At 72.8% G+C, this 18,950-nt stretch carries 17 protein-coding genes; 10 read left to right on the forward strand and 7 right to left on the reverse strand.

Going from position 1 to position 18,950, the window contains the following annotated elements; translation table 11 throughout:
* Positions 1-203: 203 nt before the first annotated feature.
* A complete protein-coding gene (locus GA0070213_RS22395; protein WP_091068140.1) occupies positions 204-647 on the reverse strand; it encodes a YunG family protein in 444 nt (147 codons plus the stop codon).
* A gap of 273 nt (positions 648-920) precedes the next feature.
* Between GA0070213_RS22395 and GA0070213_RS22400 the strand changes: the two genes are divergently transcribed.
* From GA0070213_RS22400 to GA0070213_RS22420, 5 genes are all read left to right on the forward strand, one after another.
* On the forward strand, positions 921-1,880 hold the full coding sequence (locus tag GA0070213_RS22400; RefSeq protein ID WP_091068144.1) for an acyl-CoA dehydrogenase family protein: 960 nt from the start codon (positions 921-923) through the stop codon (positions 1,878-1,880).
* Entirely contained in the window at positions 1,874-2,617 is a 744-nt protein-coding gene (locus GA0070213_RS22405; protein ID WP_091068148.1) for a PIG-L deacetylase family protein, read from the forward strand. The genes GA0070213_RS22400 and GA0070213_RS22405 overlap by 7 nt, the downstream gene beginning before the upstream one ends.
* Positions 2,614-3,237, forward strand: coding sequence for a class I SAM-dependent DNA methyltransferase (locus GA0070213_RS22410; RefSeq protein ID WP_091068150.1), 624 nt, complete (start codon positions 2,614-2,616; stop codon positions 3,235-3,237). The genes GA0070213_RS22405 and GA0070213_RS22410 overlap by 4 nt, the downstream gene beginning before the upstream one ends.
* Positions 3,234-3,932, forward strand: coding sequence for a glycosyltransferase family 2 protein (locus GA0070213_RS22415; RefSeq protein WP_091068155.1), 699 nt, complete (start codon positions 3,234-3,236; stop codon positions 3,930-3,932). Before GA0070213_RS22410 ends, GA0070213_RS22415 begins: the two co-directional genes overlap by 4 nt.
* Positions 3,933-4,038: 106 nt before the next feature.
* Positions 4,039-4,908, forward strand: a complete 870-nt coding sequence (locus GA0070213_RS22420; protein ID WP_245716507.1) for a DUF6745 domain-containing protein — start codon at positions 4,039-4,041, stop codon at positions 4,906-4,908.
* A gap of 65 nt (positions 4,909-4,973) precedes the next feature.
* On the opposite strand, the gene GA0070213_RS22425 is transcribed toward GA0070213_RS22420, so the two are convergent.
* Complete coding sequence (locus tag GA0070213_RS22425) at positions 4,974-7,142, reverse strand: tetratricopeptide repeat protein (RefSeq protein WP_245716517.1); 2,169 nt, start codon at positions 7,140-7,142, stop codon at positions 4,974-4,976.
* A 404-nt stretch (positions 7,143-7,546) separates the two neighbouring features.
* On the opposite strand from GA0070213_RS22425, the gene GA0070213_RS22430 reads away from it, so the two are divergent.
* On the forward strand, positions 7,547-8,920 hold the full coding sequence (locus GA0070213_RS22430; protein WP_139128714.1) for a bactofilin family protein: 1,374 nt from the start codon (positions 7,547-7,549) through the stop codon (positions 8,918-8,920).
* 32 nt (positions 8,921-8,952) lie between these two features.
* On the opposite strand, the gene GA0070213_RS22435 is transcribed toward GA0070213_RS22430, so the two are convergent.
* The 3 genes from GA0070213_RS22435 to GA0070213_RS22445 all read right to left on the reverse strand — a co-directional run bounded on the left by GA0070213_RS22435 (position 8,953) and on the right by GA0070213_RS22445 (position 12,291).
* Complete coding sequence (locus tag GA0070213_RS22435) at positions 8,953-11,001, reverse strand: multicopper oxidase family protein (RefSeq protein ID WP_091068167.1); 2,049 nt, start codon at positions 10,999-11,001, stop codon at positions 8,953-8,955.
* Between the two features lie 75 nt (positions 11,002-11,076).
* Positions 11,077-11,535 (reverse strand): YybH family protein, encoded by a 459-nt coding sequence (locus GA0070213_RS22440; protein WP_091068172.1) that lies wholly within the window; start codon positions 11,533-11,535, stop codon positions 11,077-11,079.
* Positions 11,536-11,625: 90 nt separating this feature from the next.
* On the reverse strand, positions 11,626-12,291 hold the full coding sequence (locus tag GA0070213_RS22445; RefSeq protein WP_091068176.1) for a hypothetical protein: 666 nt from the start codon (positions 12,289-12,291) through the stop codon (positions 11,626-11,628).
* A gap of 131 nt (positions 12,292-12,422) precedes the next feature.
* On the opposite strand from GA0070213_RS22445, the gene GA0070213_RS22450 reads away from it, so the two are divergent.
* The 3 genes from GA0070213_RS22450 (at position 12,423) to GA0070213_RS22460 (ending at position 13,804) form a co-directional block, all read left to right on the forward strand.
* Positions 12,423-12,872 carry a phage holin family protein gene (locus GA0070213_RS22450; RefSeq protein ID WP_091068179.1) on the forward strand — a complete coding sequence of 150 codons (450 nt, stop codon included), beginning with the start codon at positions 12,423-12,425 and terminating at the stop codon, positions 12,870-12,872.
* Positions 12,865-13,230 carry a DUF3618 domain-containing protein gene (locus GA0070213_RS22455; RefSeq protein ID WP_091068181.1) on the forward strand — a complete coding sequence of 122 codons (366 nt, stop codon included), beginning with the start codon at positions 12,865-12,867 and terminating at the stop codon, positions 13,228-13,230. Before GA0070213_RS22450 ends, GA0070213_RS22455 begins: the two co-directional genes overlap by 8 nt.
* Before the next feature lie 103 nt (positions 13,231-13,333).
* On the forward strand, positions 13,334-13,804 hold the full coding sequence (locus GA0070213_RS22460) for an SRPBCC family protein (protein WP_091068182.1): 471 nt from the start codon (positions 13,334-13,336) through the stop codon (positions 13,802-13,804).
* A 101-nt stretch (positions 13,805-13,905) separates the two neighbouring features.
* Here the strand turns inward: GA0070213_RS22460 and GA0070213_RS22465 are convergent, their stop codons facing one another.
* Positions 13,906-14,547 carry a DUF7003 family protein gene (locus GA0070213_RS22465; RefSeq protein WP_091068185.1) on the reverse strand — a complete coding sequence of 214 codons (642 nt, stop codon included), beginning with the start codon at positions 14,545-14,547 and terminating at the stop codon, positions 13,906-13,908.
* Positions 14,548-14,772: 225 nt separating this feature from the next.
* On the opposite strand from GA0070213_RS22465, the gene GA0070213_RS22470 reads away from it, so the two are divergent.
* Positions 14,773-16,362, forward strand: a complete 1,590-nt coding sequence (locus GA0070213_RS22470; RefSeq protein WP_091068190.1) for a cellulase family glycosylhydrolase — start codon at positions 14,773-14,775, stop codon at positions 16,360-16,362.
* A gap of 50 nt (positions 16,363-16,412) precedes the next feature.
* Here the strand turns inward: GA0070213_RS22470 and GA0070213_RS22475 are convergent, their stop codons facing one another.
* Entirely contained in the window at positions 16,413-18,854 is a 2,442-nt protein-coding gene (locus tag GA0070213_RS22475; RefSeq protein WP_091068193.1) for an ATP-binding protein, read from the reverse strand.
* Positions 18,855-18,950: the final 96 nt, after the last annotated feature.

Genomic DNA, 18,950 nt, shown 5'->3' on the forward strand with positions numbered 1-18,950 from the left:
CCTCGGATAACGCCTTCTCATCTCGTCTTCTCCTCGGTCGCCAGGGCCGGCCCGTCGTTCGGCCGCCATCGCATCCCGGTACGGCGGGACGCGGTCGCGCCGATCGAGGGTCCGCCGACACGTCATGGACAGGTAAGAACTCGACCGGTTGCTCGGTCGGGTCAGCCGGAACCTGTCGGTCGGGTCCCGGACCCGGTGGCCGCTCAGGATGCGACGTCGTTTCCCGCCGGGTTGTCGTCCAGGGCGGACAGGACGCGCCGGCGGAGGAGTTCGTACTGCTGCCGGCACCGCCCGGGCGGTCCCGCCGGACGCCGCTGCACCCGGGCGCCGACCACGACCTCCCGCGGGTGGAACTGGTCGGCGGTGAGGTCGACGTCGCCGCCGTCGGGCAGCCGATTCCAGTAGTGGTGACCGACCTGGGCGTCCCCGACGAAGACCTCGCCGAGAACGAGTTCACCGCCGAGGAGGTCCTGCACGATCAACGCGGTGACCCCGCACTGACCTCGGGCCGGGTTGCCGGGATGCCAGGCGGGCAGGTCGTGCGGGTCACAGGTGTCCGCTCCCCAGCTCGCCCGCAGGATCGGCCGCAGCCGCTCCAGGTCGGTCCTCGGACGGTTTCCTCGCGTGTCACTCTCTCCGGACGTCACCCGCGAAGGATGAACCCCGCACCGGGTCGAGAGTCAAGGAAGGCTGGGACGCCCGCCCGCCCGCCCGCCCGCCCGGACGGTGACGTGGCTCGCGCGAGGTTTCGACCCTGCCGGGAGGGGCATCTTCGGGCCGCGGCCGTACCGGGTCGTTCTCCCGCCGCCCAGATCGGAGCCCGCGATGACCGTCGGCCGCCCAGGATCGTGGCCCGTGCGCGCCGACCAGGCGGACCGGATCGGGCGTCGTGCGGTCCGGCCCGTGACGGAGGCCCGGGGATGACCGCGGGGAACGAGCGAACGGCGGATGCCTTCCGCTCGGCCGTCGTCGGCGGGCGCCTCGACCTGCCGCTGCCCGGCGCCGGGCGTACGGGCGAGCGGTTTCGGCGCTTCGTCGAGCTGGGCCGCGCCGACCTGGCGTTGGCTCGGCTGGCGGAGGGGCACGCCGACGCGCTGGCGATCCTTGCCGAGCTGGGCGCGACGATCGATCCGACGTGGCGCCGCGAGCCGTGGGGCGTGTGGGCCGCCGCACCGGCCTCGCTCACCGCCACCCGCGACGGCGACCGGTGGCGGCTGACCGGCGACCGGCCCTGGTGCTCGGGGGCGGGTCTGCTGTCCCGGGCCCTGGTGACCGCATCCGCCGACGACGGGGTACGCCTGTTCGCGGTCGAGGTCGACGGACCGGGGGTCACCCCGTTGGCCGGCACCTGGCCGGCTGTCGGCATGGCCGCCAGCGACAGCCGGACGGTTCGCCTCGACGGCGTGACCGCCGTACCGGTGGGTGGGCCCGGCTGCTACACCGCCCGGCCGGGCTTCTGGCACGGCGGGGTGGGCGTGGCGGCGTGCTGGTACGGCGGCGCCGCCGGCATCGCCGACACCCTGCACGCCGCGGCTCGGCGCCGCGCGCTGGGCCCGCACGCCCTGGCGCACCTCGGGGCGGTCGACGCGGCCCTGGTCACCGCCCGCGCCGTGGTGTTCGCCGCCGCCGACGAGATCGACGCGCATCCGACCCGGGACGCCGACCGGTTGGCGCACCGGGTGCGGGCCACCGTCGAGGCCACCGCCACCACCGTCGTCGACCGGGTCGGCCGGGCGTTGGGGGCGGGGCCGTTGTGCCAGGACGCCGACCACGCCCGGCGGGTCGCCGACCTGACGGTGTACCTGCGGCAGAGCCACGCCGAGGCGGACCTGGCTCATCTGGGCGAGCTGGTGGCGGCGGTCGGGGACCCCGGATGGTGAGGCCGATCGTCGGCGCGGGCACCGACGAGGAGACGTGGCGCGCGTGGCCGGCGCCGGCCACCTGGCCCGTACTCGATCTGGAGGATCCGGCGCGGACGGCGCCGCCGTTGGTGGTCGCCCCGCACCCCGACGACGAGGTCCTCGGGGTCGGCGGCCTGGTCGCCATGCTCGCCGGCGGTGTCGGCGCGGAGATCGCGGTGGTCACGGACGGCGAGGCCTCGCACCCCGGTTCGACAGTGCACACGCCGGCGGAGCTGGCCGGCATCCGGCGGGCCGAGACGGTCACGGCGTGCGGGCTGCTCGGCGTCGCCCCGCCCGCGATCGTCCACCTCGGGCATCCCGACGGCGGGATCGACGAGTCGGCGCTCACCGACACCCTGACCACCCGGCTGACACCCGGCAGGTGGTGTGTCACGACGTGGCACGGCGACGGCCACCCGGACCACGAGGCGGTCGGCCGGGCGGCTGCGGTCGCCTGCCGGCGCACCGGTGCCACGCTGTTGGAGTTCCCCGTCTGGACGTGGCACTGGGCCGAGCCGGACGATCCCGATGTGCCGTGGCACCGCGCCCGCCGGATCGACCTGACCCGGGCCGCGCGATCGGCCAAGCGGCAGGCGATAGACGCCTTCCGGAGCCAGATCCTGCCGCTCGGACCGGCACCCGTCGACGCCGCGATCCTTCCCCCGCACGTCCTCGCACGCTTCGCGCGTCCCTACGAAACGGTGTTCGTGCCATGACCCCTTCCGGCACCCCCGCCCAGTATTTCGACGAGATGTACGCCCGGGCCGAGGATCCGTGGAGTTTCGAGACCCGATGGTACGAGCGACGCAAGCACGCGCTGACCGTCGCGTGCCTGCCGCGCCGGCGCTACCGGTCGGCGTTCGAGCCGGGCTGCTCGACCGGCATGCTCACCTCCCGGCTCGCGCAGCGGTGCGACCGGCTGCTGGCGGTCGACATCGCCGCCGCCGCCGTGACGAGCACCCGGCGGCGGCTCGCGGACCAGGCGCACGTGCAGGTGGAGCGGATGGCCGTTCCCGACGAGTGGCCGGCGGCCGACGCGCGCTTCGACCTGGTCGTGCTCTCCGAACTCGGTTACTACCTCGACGACGCCGGGCTGGACCTGCTGACCGCCCGGACGCTGGACTCGCTCGAACCGGGCGGCACGCTCGTCGCCGTGCACTGGCGGCCGGCGGTGGCCGAGCACGCACGGGGCGGCGACGACGTGCACCGGCTGCTCGCCGACCTGGACGGGCTGGAGCGGACGGCGCACCACGAGGAGGCGGACTTCCTCCTCGACGTCTTCCTCCGGGTGCCGCCGGCGGCCACCTCCGTCGCGCAGGCCGAGGGCCTGCGGTGAACCGGCTGGCGGTCGTGGTGCCCGCCCACGACGAGCAGGCGCTGTTGCCCGACTGCCTGACCTCGCTCCTCGGCGCGCTCCGCGACCTGCCGGTGCGGTCGGAGGTGATCGTCGTGGCCGACGACTGCCGGGACGAGACGGCCGCCGTCGCCCGACGCCTCGGCGCCGTCGTGGTGACCGTGCAGGCCCGCAACGTCGGCCGGGCGCGTGCCGCCGGCATGGCACACGCGCTGCGCCACGGCCCGCGGGACCTGTGGCTCGCCACCACCGACGCGGACAGCCGGGTGCCCCGACGGTGGGGCGGGTGGCAGCTGCGCCACGCCCGGGCCGGCTCCGACCTGCTGGTCGGCACCGTGCGCGTCCACGACTGGGCGCCCCGCTCCGAGCAGGTCCGCACGCGGTTCGAGATCCGATACCGACAGGGCCTGACCGGTACCGGTCACCGGCACGTGCACGGCGCGAACCTGGGCTGCGCCGCGACCGCCTACGAGCGGCTGGGCGGCTTCGCCGACCTGCGCCACGGCGAGGACCACGACCTGGTCGAGCGCGGCCGTCGACGTGGCCTGCGGGTCGTGGCGGACGCCGCCTGCCCGGTCCGGACCAGCGCCCGGCGACGCGGTCGAGCCCCGCACGGTTTCGCCCACTACCTCGACGCCCTCGACGACCGGTCTCCGGTCGTCGGTGGCCGCACCTGAGGACGTGGCTCCGCCCGGCGGGAAATCGCGTTGCGTCGGCGCCGCGTGGGCGTCATAGTCGACTCATGATCTTCTCTTCACGGAAGGGCGGCGACGCCCGGGCGCGTTGAGCGCCCCCGCGCGGCGCGACGACACCGCCGCACCCCGCCGGGCCGCCGGCAGCGCTGAGCCCCACGACCTGTGGCGGCAGGCCAACCGCATCCGCCAGGAATGGCTCGACCACGCCCTGTGCACGCAGCCGGCCGACCGGGAGACGGCCGAACGTTGCCTGACCGCCGTCTACGCCAGGGCATCACGACCGCGACCCCGCTTCGTCTGGGTCGACTCGCCGGACCAGGCACGGCCCCTGATCACCGGCTGGCCCACCCTCGACCAGCTCCACCAGCGCGTCCGCGACCCCCGGCCGGGTGGTCCGCCACCGCCGGCGAGTGACCTCGCCATGGTCGTCTCCCGGCTGCGCGGCGCGCTGGGCGCGGGCGTCACCCACACCGATCCCGAGCTGTCACCCGCACGCACCGGCAAGACCAGGCAGCCGTGGCCCGAACTGGCGCCGGCGCACGCCCTCGACAGCGGCGTGCCGCTCGCCGTCGTGCTGCACCAGGGGGTACGCACGGCGCTGCACCGGAGTCTGGCGCACGGCTTCTCCCTGCCGGTGCGGGCGGCGCTGGCCGGCGACGGCCCGCTCCCGGTCTGCTGGTACGGCCAACAGGACGCGTCCTGGATCGCCTACTACGACGTGCTGCGCCGGCTCGGCCTCGCCGGTTACCGGCCGGACGACGCCGACCACCTGGACACCTGGGCCGACCTGGCCCGCTCCTGCGGCTGGTGGTGGCCGGGCGAGGACGTCTGCGTGGTGGTGGAACGGCCCCGGGAGATCCGCGTCGAACCGGTCGCCGGGACGGCGCACGACCGGATCCGACTGCGACCGCACGGAGTCCGCTACCGCGACGGCTGGCAACCACGCCTGACCGGATGAGCTGAGCCGAGGGCCGGCCGGACTCGGGCACGGGCCCCGGCCGGCCACGGTGGACGAGCCGCGGTTCAGGGTGGACCCGGCGTCCCGGGATCGGTCTCTCCGGCGCGTACGTGGTCGCCGTCGGCGCTCGAGGTGAGCGCCACCAGAGAACTGCGGACACGGTTCGCGAGCTCCACGTTGCCGAGCCTCTCGTACAGAGCGATCGCCGCCCGGTAGGCCGTGGAGGCGTGCTCCTGACGCCCCTGAGCCGCCGCGACCGCGCCGAGTGCGTGGTGCGCTCCGCCTGCCCCGGCGCCATGCCTGATCCGCGTGAAGATCTCCAGCATGGCACGGAAGTCCTGTTCGGCATCCTGGTGCCGCCCGTCCTCGGCGGCAAGCCACCCCCGTTCCTGGAAGCAGTATCCGCGGAGGAACTCGTCGTCCAGACGGTCGGCGACGGCGAAGGCACGCCTCGTCAGGGCAACCGCCTCGGCCCGACGGCCGGCAATCTTGTGGCCGGCCGCCAGGCCGAGGAACACGTAGCCGTGCTGCGCCGACTCCTCGGCCGTGAGGAGCGCCGCCGCCCGTTTCAGCACGGGGATGCTGCGTTCGGGACGACCGAGGGTGTTATAGAGAATTCCCAGCGCCGAGCGGACCTCGATCTCCTCCTCCACCTCGTGCGACCGCTGGAACAACCGCAGCGCCCGCAGCAGTGAGGTCTCCGCCTCGTCCGGCCGGCCGTTCGCCCGTAGTGCCTCGCCCAGCCGGCGAACGGTCTGTGCCAACTCACGGTTGTCACCGAGCCGCTCGGCGACGGCGACGGCTTCCCGTGCCGTCGCCAGTTCCGGCTCCACCTCACCCGACAACCCGTAGGAGTGCGAGACCCACCGCAACGCGCGCACCCTTCTCCGGTCGTTGCCCGTCGCGGCAGCGGCCTGTTCCGCCGACCGCCACAGATGCAACCGGTAGCTGTGGTCGTCGGGCGCGGTCAGCAGCGGGTGCACCGCTTCCACGAGCGCCCACGCCTGCTCCGTGAGGCCCGCCGCGACCGCTGCCCGCAGCGCTGCCAGGACGTTGTCGCGTTCGACGACGAGACCCTCGCCGGAGCCAACCCTGCCCCGCAGCCAGTCCACCTGCCGGATCAGGCAGGCGGCACGGTCACCGGGTGTCTCCTGGCGCTCCGCCATCTCACCGGCGAACAACCGCAGGAGGTCGTGCAGCCGGTAGCTCGACGGTGTGGGCGCCTCGACCAGGAAGGCGTCCACCAGCCGGTCCAGACTGTCCCGCACCACCGACACGTCGAGCCCGCACCGGTGCGCCGCCGACTCGATCCCGAAGAACACCCCCGGATGCGAGCCGGCCCGTCGAAACACCAGCCGGTCGAGGTCGTTCAGTTCCTCGTACGCGGATTGGAAGGCCGACCTGACAGTCCGGTCGGCCAGCCGTAGCTCGTCGAGCCGGCGGCTCTCGTCCGTCAGCTGGTCGGCCAGGGCGGACGGGGTCCAGCCGGGGCGGGCTCGGAGTCGGGAGCCGACGATATGCAAGGCGAGCGGAAGGCCCGCGCAGACCTCGACCAGCCGGCGGGCGCCCGAGCTGTCCGCGGTGATCCGGTCCGCGCCGACCGTCGCCGTCAACAGTTCGAGTGCCGGACCGGGCAGCAGCGCGTCGAGGGTCAGGACGGCGGACCCCGGCAGGTCGCCGATCAGCCGACGACTCGTGACAATGGTGAGGCAGCCCGCGCCCGCCGCGATCAGCGGTCGGACCTGCGCCGCCTCGTGGGCGTCGTCGAGTACGAGGAGGAGCCGCAGGTCGGCCACCACGGACCGGAAACGTGCCGACAGCTCGTCCAGCGTGCCTCGCCGTTCCTCCACCTCGCCGCCGAGTGCCCGGAGGAACCGGATCAGCACGTCCCGCGCCCCTACCGGAAGGGGACCGGAGCCGCCCAGGGTGACGTACAACTGGCCGTCCGGGAAACGCTCGCGGACCCGGTGGGCGTAGGACACAGCCAGCGCTGACTTTCCCGTCCCCGCCGCTGCGGAGATGACGACGACCGGCACCCGTTGCGCGACCAGTTCCGCCACGGCGGCCAGCTCCGCCTCCCGACCGATGAGGCGTGGCGCGACCGGAAGCTCGCCCGGCGGGGCGACGGTCTCCGCCGGCCGGGAAGCGGGGGCCACGGGGGACCCGTTCGTCTGTCCCAGTCGGTGTTGCCACAGGGCGAGGCCGATCCCGACGACGGTCAGCGCGGCGATCATGGGCCAGGCAAGCCATCCGTATGCCGCGAGCGGCGCCGGCAGCTCACCGCCGGTCGCGACGTTGACCACGACGGCCAGCCCGACCGAGGACAGGCTCGACACGGTCACCAGCAGCAGTGCGGTGGTCCGCCGACGGTGGTTCCCGTCATCCCGGGGCGACCCGGGTGGGTCGTCGCGCCGCCGGCTCGCGATCACTCCACAGCCGCCTCGGCCGCACCCGCGAGGATCACGCTGCCTGGCGCGACCATCGACGACCGGAGATCGCTCGGCATGCGGCTATGATGCCAGTTCCGCCGTTGTCGGGGTGAGCCCTCGGTCCCCGCCTCGGCGGTGACATCGGCGGTCGGCGGTCGGACGCGGTGGCGGGGTTGCCCGGGTTGCGGCCGCACGGCAGGGTTTCGGGCATGCGTTCTGGGCTCGGTGAGCTGTCCCCGGCGGAGCAACGGCTGTGGGACGCCTTTCCACGTGGCGAGACGGTGGCCCCACATGAGGACACCCCGCACGTGGTACGCGCCGCAGTGATTCGGTCGTTGCTCCTGGGCGGCCGCGACGCGGAGCCGGGACACCGGCCGGCGCTGCGCCTGCACGGCGCCGAGGTGGTCGGCGTGCTCGACCTCTACCAGGCGGAGATCGAGCATGCCGTCGAGTTCGTGGGGTGCGTCTTCGACGCGACCCCCCAGCTGTCGTTCGCGCAGCTACGCGGCATGTCCTTCGAAGGCAGCACGCTGCCGGGCCTCGATGCCTTCGGAGCTGTCGTCCAGGGCACACTCAGCCTGGTGAAATGCGTCCTCAGCGATGCTGTGGTGGTGTACGGCCTACAGGTCAGCGGCGACCTGGATCTCGACTGGGCCCGACTGGCGAGCGGGGGTCGCGCGGAGGACGTCTTCGGCGACCGGACCGCCGCGCTGTTCGGTGACGCGCTCCACGTGGGGCGGCACCTGTATCTGCAGGGCACGACCGCCGCCGGGAACGTCGAACTTGCCGGTGTCCGCATCGGTGGCACCCTCCACGCCCAGCGAGGGTGCCGGATCGACGGTGAGCTCCGGCTGCCTGGCGCACAGGTCGCCGGGGAGGTCGACCTTTCGCACGCCGTCCTGGTGAATCCGGGCGGCGTGGCCCTGGACGCACGAGGTCTGCGGGTCGGGCAGTTGACCCTGCTGGCAGAGCGCGTCGAGGGCACCGTGGACCTGAGGCACAGCCAGACGGAGGTGCTTCGTGACGAACCCGATCGCTGGCCGGCCCGGCTGCGGCTCGACGGCGCCAGGTACGCCGCGCTCGAACGCGCCGGAACTTCCCGGGAGCGGTTGTGCTGGCTGAACCGGGATCCGGACGGCTACCGGCCTCAGCCGTACGAGCAGTTGGCAGCTCTGTACCGACAGATCGGGCAGGACTCCGACGCACGCGCCGTGCTGCTCGCGAAGCAGCGCCGCCGCCGGCGGCTGCTCCCCCCGGCAGCGGCCGCATGGGGCCTCGCGCAGGACGGGCTGGTCGGCTACGGATATCGCCCCGGTCGGGCGCTCCTGTGGCTGTCCGTACTGGCTGTCCTGGGCGCCACCGTGTTCAGCGGCTATCCACCCGTAGCCGCGCCCGGGGGAACAGACTTCAACCCGCTGGTCTACACCCTTGACCTGCTCATTCCGATCGTCCAGTTCGGGCAGGAGCAGACGTATCGCACCGAGGGGCCGGCGCAGTGGCTGGCGTACCTGCTGATGGCGATCGGCTGGCTGTTGTTCACCGCCGTCGCGGCGGCGCTGACGCGGACCTTGAACCGCTTCTAGCGCGACCGGTCCGACGCGATGCCTGAGGCGCGTCACGACCTTAGGTCGGCCAACCGCCGCAGGACCAGCGCGGCGGTTCCGGCCGCGGCCACGGTGGCCGCGCCGGCGACGCCGAGCCCGAAGCCGTTGCCGTGCCCGGTCGCCGTGCTGCCGTCGCCGGTGGGCGGCGTGCCCTTCGGCAGCACCTGGAGCGGCCGCATCATCTCGTTGTCCTCGTGCTCCAGGATGTGGCAGTGCCACACGTACCGACCGGGGTTGGCGAACCGCACCAGGATCCGGGTGATCTCGTTCGGGTACGCGAGGATCGTGTCGATGAGCCCGAGTTCCTGGGGTGCCGGCGGCACGGTGCCGTCGGGCCCCCGACCGATCAACCGGAACTGCGTGTCGTGCAGGTGGATGGGGTGCGCGTCGGCGGTCGAGTTGTGGAACTCCCAGATCTCGTTCCGGCCGACGGTAGGGGTCTCGGTGACCGGGTCGTCCCACTGCATGGGGACCGCCCTGCCGTTGGCATCGATGACGCCGAGCAGCACCTTGACCGGCCCCACGTCGGTGAGTTCCTGCTCCAGCAGCGCCAGCTTGCGGGTCCGGACCGCCGGGCTCAGCGCCGCCAACGCGGGCAGGTCCAGGGTCTCCGGTGGGGCGCTGCGGTCGACGCCGGTGCGCGGCCCGACCACGAACTTGAGCACCTGGCCGGTGGTCTGCGGGTCGGCCGGCTCGCCCGGGTCTTCGTAGTCGGCCAGGGGTCCGTCCGGGGCCTCGTTGACGAGATAGAGCGCGGTGCCCTGCGGGACGTCGGTGAAGTCCACGATCACGTCCGCCCGGTAGGCGTTGCCCATCACCAGCTTCTCCACCCGGACCGGGTCCGGCAGCATGCTGTTGCGGGTGCCGATCTGCCAGAGCGGCAGCACCGGTTGGGCCGGCCGGGCAGTCGGGTCTGCGGCGACCGACAGGATCAGCGAGCGGGAGTTGCAGGCGTTGAGCAGCCGCAGCCGGTACCGCCGCTGCTCCACCGGCAACACTGGCCAGGTGGCACCGTTGACCACGATGGTGTCGGCGAAGAACTCGGGGTTCCAGATCGGTGGCACGTCGGTGTACGGGATGTACGGGCCCGGGTAGCCGTCGAAGTAGGCGCGGCTGGCCGGGTAGAAGAGCGATCCGTCCGCCAGGAACGACCGGTCCTCGATCACCAGCGGGATCTCGTACCGGCCCGGGCCGGGCCGTCCGTCGAGCCGACCGGTGGTGGCGGGCAGCGTTCCGGGCGGTAGGTCGGTCGGGCCGCCGCGGAGGAGGTAGCCCCCGGCGAGGCCGGCGTAGGCGTTGAGTCGGGTGAGGCCCAGCGCGTGGTCGTGGAACCAGAGGAACGCGGCGGGTTGCTCGTTCGGGTACTGGTAGGTGGCGCTGCCGGGTTGCCAGCGGACGCCGTACTTGCGGGCGAACAGGGCCCGGTAGCGGTCGTACCAACTCCCGACGCGGGCGTATTTGGCGGGTATGTCGGACGCGTGCGGCAGGTACCAGGCGTCGGTGTAGCCGTCGCTCTCCTCCGGGCTGAGCCCGCCGTGCAGGTGGGTGACCAGCGGCACCGGACCGGTGTACGGACCGGGGGTGCTGGTGAAGGTCGGCGTCGAGTCCCGTCCCCGGATCCCGCCGGGTGGGTTCGCCCAGTGCAGTGTCGGATCCACCGGAAGCAGGTGCGGCAGGTACCGGCCGTGCTTGTCGACGAGTTGGTTGGCCCAGGTCACCCGCACCGGCCGGCCCACCTTCGCCTCGATGGACCGGGCGGGGGAGCGGAACGTGCCGGAGTGCGACGACGAGCCGTATCCCCAGACCGTCGTTCGCGGCATGCCGCTCGGCAGCACCTGCTGGGCGAACTGCCGCGCGGCGATCCGATACTCGTCGATGCCGCCCCGCTGGCCACTGACCGGCATCGGTGGCGACACCGGCAGCTCGGTGACGTACTTCGGGATGGTGATCGGATCCAACGGTGGCGCCTGGCGAGCCTTGCCCGCGAACACCGGTGCGCCGCGGAGCAGGATCGCGGCACCGCCGGCGGCGCCGGCCAGCAGAACTCGTCGACGATCCATGTCCCACCACCTCCGGCGATCTGGGCGTCAGAGGCAGTAGATAGGAGCTTCGGGGCCTGGTGCGAAGATTATCCGCTAATTACCCCGTTCGGCATCGTCGTCGGGGCTGAGACCGGCCAGACCCTGGCCGCTCTCCGGGTCCCACGGGATCGACTCGTGGTCGTGGACGACCACCCAGCGCCCGTCACGCCTGCGGCACACGAGCGTGGCCCGCACCCACATGGACACGTCCGCGCCCGACTTCAGCCTGCCGGTGACGTGGTAGAGGAAGGCGCAGTACCCGAGGTCGCCGTCGGCGTCGACGTGAAGCTCCCGGACCTCGTATCCGGGCCCGTCGGCGTACGCGTCGAACCACGCCTCGGTCTGCGGCGCCACCTCATCGGCACCCCGGAGCCGCAGCGGGGGCAGGACGTTGAAGGCGAGCACGTCGCCGGCCTGCTGCGCGGCGAGCGCACCGGCATCCCGGCGCGCCACGGCCGCCACCCGCGCCTCGATCAGGTCCCGTAGCTCCCGCGCCGCCCCGTCGGTCGTCATGCCCTGCCGGTACCCGCACGTCGGCAGTGCTAACCCGCGCCCCGGAGCGGGCCGCGAACCGACCCCGGCGCCGGGACCACTCGACGAGTCTCACCGGTCGGCGGGATACCAGTCCAGCAGCTCGTTCGACGGCGAGAAGATGCGGCCGGACGTGGCGCCGGCCCGGCGCAACTCCTCGACGACGATCCGGATGTCCGTCCGGGCCATCAACGGCATGACGCCGTCCTTGCAGTCCATCCCGAGCCACGGTCCGGCCACGTCGTCGTGGACGTCGGAGACGTAGTTCGGGGTGTAGAGCCCGTCGTCGTACTCCCCGGTCTCGTCACCGTTCTCGTCGACCAGCGGAAACCGGAGCGCGGCCGCCTCCAGCGCCGTGCGGGCGGCCTCGGCGGGCTCCGCGGACACCTGCACCTCGAAGGCCTGACCGGTGACGTGGCCGGTACCGTGGTAGTCGTAGACGCCGAAGACGCCGGGGTCGACAGTGAACTCGCACCCCGCCCACTCGGCGGTGATGGCCCGCCGCATCCACGTGCGGATCGGCTCCAGCGCGAGCGTGTCGACGTGCTCCTGGGTGATCTGCCACAACAGGTCGGGGCTCGGATCGAGCGTCGTCGCGTACTCGAACCAGCGCCGCGCCTCACCGTCGGCGCCGCTCCGGTCCAGGTGCAGCGCGCCCAGCGCGAACGCCGCACGCGGGTCCCGGCCCTCGACCGCCCGCACGCGCCAGGCCTCCGCCTGCTCTTCACTGACCGTCATGAATACCTGTATCCCACGTCGCACGCCTGTCGTGCCACCCCCGACCGGTGGGGTGAGAGCACCCGCGAAGGGGACCGTTTGTGTGGCGGTGGGCCGGGGCATCAGGCGTGCACACGACGAGAGGGGACGCGATGGCACCGGACCAGTCGGCCCGCGTCGACGAGGGTCGCACCGCCCCGGCGGAGACCCTGTCGACGGCGGACCTCATCAGCCGCGCCACCGAGCAACTGTCGACGCTCGTACGCGACGAGTTGGCGCTGGCCCGGGCGGAGTTGGTCGCCAAGGGCCGGCACGCCGGCCTCGGCGGGGGCCTGTTCGGCGGCGCCGCCGTCCTCGGCCTCTTCGGGCTCGCGTTGCTCGTGGTCCTGGCGGTGGTGCTGCTGGACCTGGTCTGGCCGCTGTGGCTGGCCGTCCTCACCGTCCTGGTCGTCGTGCTCGCCGCGGCCGGGGTGCTGGCGCTGCTCGGCCGTCGGCAGATGCGCGCGATGACACCGCTGGCGCCGCAGGAGGCGGTGTCCGGTGTGACCGCGGACGTGGACGCGGTGAAGACCGCGTTCCGGGAGGGGAGAAGCCATGAGTGAGAGCACGCCCTCGGACCCGCAGCAGTTGCGGGCCGAGATCGCGCAGACCCGCGCCGCCCTCGGTGACACCGTCGAGGCGCTCGCCGCCAAGACGGATGTCAAGGCCCGCGCCAAGGTCGCCGCCGAGGAAGCAGGCGCGCAGGCCAAGGCCACGGTGAACGCGGCGGTCGGGCGCGCCGGGCAGGTCGCCGGCGCGGTCACCGAACGGCTCGCGTCGACATCGGAGTCGATCGAGACGTCAGTGCGCGAGCACGACCTGCCGGAGCGGGTACGTCGACCGCTGCCGGTCGCCGCGATCGGCGCGGTAGCGGTGCTGGCCGTGGTGCTCGTCGTGCTGGCTCGACGACGGCGGGCGTGAACGGGCCGGCCGCCGGTGCGCTCGCGCGTGTGACGCGATCGCAGGGTTGAACCGGTCCCGCCGGGGCACCACGAGATCACGACAAGTCGCTTGAGGAGGCCCAGTGAGCACCGTGACCGAGTCCGTCGATGTTCAGGTACCGATCCGCACCGCCTACGACCAGTGGACGCAGTTCGAGTCGTTCCCGCAGTTCATGGACGGCGTCGAGTCGATCACGCAGATCGATGCGACGCACACCCGCTGGGTGACCAAGGTGGCCGGGGTCACCCGGGAGTTCGACGCGGAGATCACCGAGCAGCACCCGGACGAGCGGGTGGCGTGGAAGAGCACGGGTGGTGACACGAAGCACGCCGGGGTGGTCACGTTCCACCGGCTCTCCGACGACGAGACCCGGGTGACGATCCAGCTCGACTGGGAGCCGCAGGGTCTGGTGGAGAAGGCCGGCAGCGCCGTCGGCGTGGACAGTCACCAGGTCAAGGCCGACGCGAAGCGCTTCAAGGAGTTCATCGAGAACCGGGGGATCGAGACCGGTGCGTGGCGCGGGGACGTCGACCGCCCCGACGCCGGGGTCTGACCGACGATGGTCGTGGGCGGGCCGGTTCGGCCCCCCACGATCCCTCGGCCGGTACGCCGGCAGGACACCCTCCGCGACGTGGGCGGCGTGGGCCCGAACGGCTAGAGGCTGCCCGACCTGGGCCACCGGGACCAGTGCGTGTTGGGTGGCAGGCTGGGCGCGTACCGACGGATGTCGCCGGTCGCCAGTACGTCGGCGATCTGGCGGAACGCCTCGGATTCGCTGGGTCTCTGCCCCTCCGCCGGGTCGGGGTGGTGCCACTGGTCGAGCCGCAGAACCTCCGGTACGTCCGGCGGGATCCGGCGCCGCAACTCCCTCTCGTCCGCCAGGAGTAACCCGCGATGAAGCGGGACCAGCTGGCGCAGCACGTCCACCAGATCGTCGCCCGGCTCGGCCGCCACGGTGATCGACTCACCGCGTACCACGATCGGCCCGCCCCGGTAGATCTCCGGCTCGTCGCAGTCCTCGATCTCGTCCCAGTTGTCGACCCGGTCGTGGAAGTCGCCGTTCTCGTAGCCGGGCTCGCCGCTGGTCAGGCAGTCGCCGAACACGTGGAGCACGTCGACGAGGTTCCCGGCTCGAGGCGAGTAGCCGACGGTCTCGACGACGAGCGCCCACCGTCGCGGGTCGCGGTAGGCGTGGAGTCGGGCATCGACGGCGTAGTGGTAGACGTGCCCGAGGTCCGGGAACAGGTAGTCCTCGTCGGCGGCGTCGAACTGTTCCAGAATCTCGGTGGAGCGCACGATCGGGCAGTCTAGACGGCTCCGCTGCCCGGGGCGGATCCCTGCCCGGCGTGTGTCACGCCGGTCGAATCGGCGTCGAATCCCGCATGCCGAAGCCCGTCCTTGTTTGCCTTATGCATCGACGTCTATGCTTTCATTGTTCTGATCCTCATCGAAAGCATAATCGACCATCGTCGAATAAATTCGACAACAGAGCGTGACGGTCGATTCGGACGGGAGTTACCTGTGAAATCAACTCTGCGGAAGGTGCAGTTCGCCTTCCTCGCCGGCATATTGGCGCTGACCGGCTCCGCGACCCTGCTGACGAAGTCCGCGTCGGCCGACAGCATCAGGCAGTTGAACGCCACGCAGCTCGTCGCGGACATGGGCGCGGGCTGGAACCTGGGAAACACGCTGGAGGCCAACGCCAACGGGATCCCCAGCGAGACGGCGTGGGGAAACCCGGTCGTGACGCAGGCCTTCGTCGACCGGGTCAAGGCGGCGGGGTTCACGACGATCCGCATCCCGGTCTCCTACCTGGGAAACATCGGCTCGGCACCGAACTACACGATCAACGCGGCCTGGCTGAACCGGATTCAGGAAATCGTCGACTACGCCTACGGTCGCGGCCTGTACGTGCTGATCAATATGCACGGTGACGGTTATAAGACCATCGCCGGCTCCTGGCTGATCTGCGACTCGTCGAACCAGACGACGATCCGGGACAAGTACCAGAAGGTGTGGCAGCAGATCGCCACCAGGTTCCAGAGCTACAGCGAGCGCCTGATCCTCGAGTCCATGAACGAGGAGTTCGACGGTCAGTACGGCAACCCCACCCAGCCGTGCTACTCGAACATCAACGCCTACAACCAGATCTTCGTGGACACCGTTCGCCGGACCGGCGGGAACAACACGTCGCGCTGGCTGCTCGTCCCCGGCTGGAATACCAACATCGACTACACAGTGGGCAACTACGGCTTCGTGCTGCCGACGGACCAGTACCGCTCGTCGTCCGTGCCCGCCAACGAGCAGCGGCTCATGATCTCCGTGCACTACTACGACCCCTGGGACTTCGCCGGGGAGGAGAACGGCACCATCACGCAGTGGGGGCCGGCCGCCACCAACCCGGCCCGGAAGTCGACCTGGGGCCAGCAGGACTTCATGGACGCGCAGCTCAAGAAGATGCGGGACACCTTTGTCGCCCGCGGATACCCGGTGTTCGTCGGTGAGTACGGCTCGGTCGACAAGACGTCGGCCGATTCGACGAACAACAGGTATCGGGCCGACTACGCGCGCACCCTGGTGTCCACCGCCAAGAAGTACGGGGCGGCCACCGCCTACTGGGACAACGGCTACAACGGCGCGTACGGGTTCGGGCTGTTCAACCGCGGTTCCGCCACCGTCACCCAGCAGGGCATCATCGACGCCATCATGAGCGCGGTCGGCGGCGGCAACCCGACGACGCCGCCGACCACCACCCCGCCGACGAGCACTCCGCCGACCACCACCCCGCCGACCACTCCGCCACCGTCGGGCGGGCGCTCCTGCACGGCGACGTACACCCTGACCGGCCAGTGGCAGGGCGGGTTCCAGGCCGAGGTGCGGGTCACCGCCGGCGGCTCGGCGATCAGCGGATGGACGGTGACCTGGACGTTCGCCAACGGGCAGCAGGTGACGCAGGCGTGGAACGCGACGGTGACCTCCAGCGGCGCCACGGTGACCGCCCGCAACGTGAGCTACAACGGCGCGCTCGGCGCCGGCGGCAGCGCGACGTTCGGCTTCCTGGGATCCGGCGGTGCCAACGGCGCGCCGACGTTGTCCTGCGCGGCCGGTTGAACCGGCCCTGAGTCGACGGGCCGGGCGTCGCGGACGCCCGGCCCGCGTGCTCACGGCGCCCGCAGCAGCCGCGCGCGCACCCCTTCGGCGTCCGGGTGGCCGAGGCCGTCGAGGATGGCCAGGGCCCGCCGCCAGGTGCGGAGCGCGCCCGCCCGGTCCCCGCTGGAGTGCCGGCTGTCGCCGAGTCGGGTGAGCGTGTCCGCCTCGTCGTACCGGTCGCCGATCCGCTGGTAGAGCGTCAGCGCCCGGCCGTAACACCGGATCGCCCGGCGGTGGTTGCCGAGCCCGTCGTGGATGAAGCCGAGGCTGTCCCAGGTGTTCGCCTCACCGTGCCGGTCGTCGGTCCGGCGCAGCAGGGCCAACGCCTGCTCGCAGTGCCCGCGCGCCGGACCGTAACGGCCCAGCCGGGCGTGTGCCCAGCCCATCGCGTTGCGGGCGCTGGCCTGCCCGGCCGGATGGCCGGTGCGCTCGTAGAGCGCCAGCGCCCGCGCTGCCTGGTGCAGCGACTCCTCGTACCGGCCCAGTGCGTCCAGCATGGCGCCGAACGCGCGGTGGGTGCGGGCCTGCCCGCTGTGGTCGCCGAGTTCCGCGAAGAGCGCGAGCGCGTCGCGGTAGTGGCCGGCGGCCTCCTCCTCCCGGCCCAGCCGGACCAGGGCGCGGGCGAGGTCGCGGTGCGCGTTGGCCTGCCCGGTGCGCTCGCCGGCCCGCCGCGCGGCGGCCAGGGCGGCCCGCTGGGCAGCTGCCAGGTCCGACCAGCGTCCCTGCCGTTGCAGGAAGTCGACCAGGGTCCGGGCCAGCCGCCAGGCATGCCCGTCGCACCGGGCGCGCTCCGCGTCGGCCACCGCCGCCAGGAGTACGCGGTGCTCGGCGGTGAACCAGGCCAGCGCGGACTCCTGGTCGGTGATCTCCTCGGGCACCACGCCCGGCAGGGCGTCGGGCAGGGGAGCCGGATCCCAGCCCGGCTGCAACAGCACCGCGGCGGCGTGTGCGGAGTGCAGGTGGTGGTCAAGGCCACGGCGGACGGCCGCCTGCCGCTGGCCGTCCGGGTCGAGTCGCTCGCTCAGCTCGGCCGCGTACGCGCGCAGCAGGTCGTGCGCGCCGAAGCGGCCGGGCGCGTGTTCGGTGAGCAGGTGCGCGTGGGCCAGTTCGGCCAGCAGCCGGGGCACCTGGTTGCGGGGCAGGCTGGCCAGGCTCGCCGCGGCCGGGATTCCGATCTCGGGCCCGGGGTGGCAGCCGATCAGTCGGAACAGCCGCGCGGCCGCCGGGGTCAGGCTCCGGTACGACCAGGAGAAGACCGCCTGTACGCCGGTGCCGGCGTCGCCGGTGTCGAAGGCGTCCAGCAGCCGGGCCGCGTCGCGCAGTTCGGCGGCGAGGGTGGCCAGCGGGAAGCCGGGGTGCGCCGCGCCCCGGGCGGCGAGCACCGCCAGCGCCAGCGGCAGGTGTGCGCAACGCTCGACCATCTCGTCCACGACCTGCGGCTCGACCGCCAGCCGGTCCGCGCCGAGGCGGCGGGCCAGCAGTTGCCAGGACTCGGCGGTGCTGAGCAGCCCGACGGTGATCGAGCGGGCGCCCTCGGCGGCGATCAGGCCGGCGAGCCGGTTGCGGCTGGTGACCAGGACCTGGCAGCCCGGGCTGCCGGGCAGCAGGGGCCGGAGCTGCTCGACGTCGCGGGCGTTGTCCAGCAGCACCAGGATCCGGCGGTCGGCCAGCAGGCTGCGGTAGAGGCCGACCTGTGCGGACAGGTGCACGGGCATCCGCTCCGGTGCGACCCCCAGTGCTTCGAGGAAGCCGTGGACCGCCTCCGCCGGCGTCACCGCCGTGCCGGTGGAGTCGAATCCCCGCAGGTCCACGTAGAGCTGGCCGTCGGGGAACCGGTCGGCGGCGCGGTGCGCCCAGTGCACCGCCAGGGTCGTCTTGCCCACCCCGGCGGTCCCGGACAGGACCACGATCGACGCAGCGGAGTCGCCGGACGCCGGGCCGCCTCCGGCGTCCAGGCGCGCCAACTGGTCCGCCCGGCCGACGAAGCCGGGCAGCGCCGGGGGGAGTTGGCGTGGCACGGGCAGCCGTGCCGGCCGGGCCCGGGCCCGCCCGCCGCCGGCCCGTACGGCCGAGGTCCCGTCCGGGTCGGGCTGCCGTCGCGCCTCCTCCACCCGGTCCCGCGCGGTGGCCAGCGCCCCCTGCTCGACGGCGGTCGCGCCGAGCAGGCGGATCAGCACGTCGAACCGCTCCGTCGGGGGCAGGATGTTGCCGGCGAAGTACTCCCCGATGACGCCGCGCGACCAGCCGGTCTTCGCGGCCAACTGCCGGTAGGTCAACGGGGTCTCGCCCTGCTGCCGGGCCTCTCGGCGGCGGAGCTGGCGCAGCAGGCCGGCCAGGTCCGGCACGGTCCGCGCGGCGTCGGCGGCGCGGATCACCGGATACCCGGAGCGTTCCGTCCCGGCCGCGCCCCGTGGCGTTCTCCCGGTCCCACGATGCTGCGCCTGGTCGGACATGTGGCCTCCCCCGCCGGCCGCCTCCTCGGCTGCCGAGGGAAGCCGACACCGGGAGGGTAGGGCCGAGGTCGGCGGCATCCATAGACCAACGCTGAT

It is taken from the genome of Micromonospora humi (genome assembly GCF_900090105.1).
GTDB classification, from domain to species: domain Bacteria; phylum Actinomycetota; class Actinomycetes; order Mycobacteriales; family Micromonosporaceae; genus Micromonospora; species Micromonospora humi.

Bases quoted from the DNA above. Each gene is read 5' to 3' on its own strand.
- GA0070213_RS22455 (WP_091068181.1), top strand. From the start codon at position 12,865: ATGAGTGAGAGCACGCCCTCGGACCCGCAGCAGTTGCGGGCCGAGATC.
- GA0070213_RS22405 (WP_091068148.1), top strand. From the start codon at position 1,874: ATGGTGAGGCCGATCGTCGGCGCGGGCACCGACGAGGAGACGTGGCGC.
- GA0070213_RS22435 (WP_091068167.1), bottom strand. From the start codon at position 11,001: ATGGATCGTCGACGAGTTCTGCTGGCCGGCGCCGCCGGCGGTGCCGCG.
- GA0070213_RS22430 (WP_139128714.1), top strand. From the start codon at position 7,547: ATGCGTTCTGGGCTCGGTGAGCTGTCCCCGGCGGAGCAACGGCTGTGG.
- GA0070213_RS22425 (WP_245716517.1), bottom strand. From the start codon at position 7,142: ATGATCGCCGCGCTGACCGTCGTCGGGATCGGCCTCGCCCTGTGGCAA.
- GA0070213_RS22440 (WP_091068172.1), bottom strand. From the start codon at position 11,535: ATGACGACCGACGGGGCGGCGCGGGAGCTACGGGACCTGATCGAGGCG.
- GA0070213_RS22475 (WP_091068193.1), bottom strand. From the start codon at position 18,854: ATGTCCGACCAGGCGCAGCATCGTGGGACCGGGAGAACGCCACGGGGC.
- GA0070213_RS22400 (WP_091068144.1), top strand. From the start codon at position 921: ATGACCGCGGGGAACGAGCGAACGGCGGATGCCTTCCGCTCGGCCGTC.
- GA0070213_RS22410 (WP_091068150.1), top strand. From the start codon at position 2,614: ATGACCCCTTCCGGCACCCCCGCCCAGTATTTCGACGAGATGTACGCC.
- GA0070213_RS22450 (WP_091068179.1), top strand. From the start codon at position 12,423: ATGGCACCGGACCAGTCGGCCCGCGTCGACGAGGGTCGCACCGCCCCG.
- GA0070213_RS22445 (WP_091068176.1), bottom strand. From the start codon at position 12,291: ATGACGGTCAGTGAAGAGCAGGCGGAGGCCTGGCGCGTGCGGGCGGTC.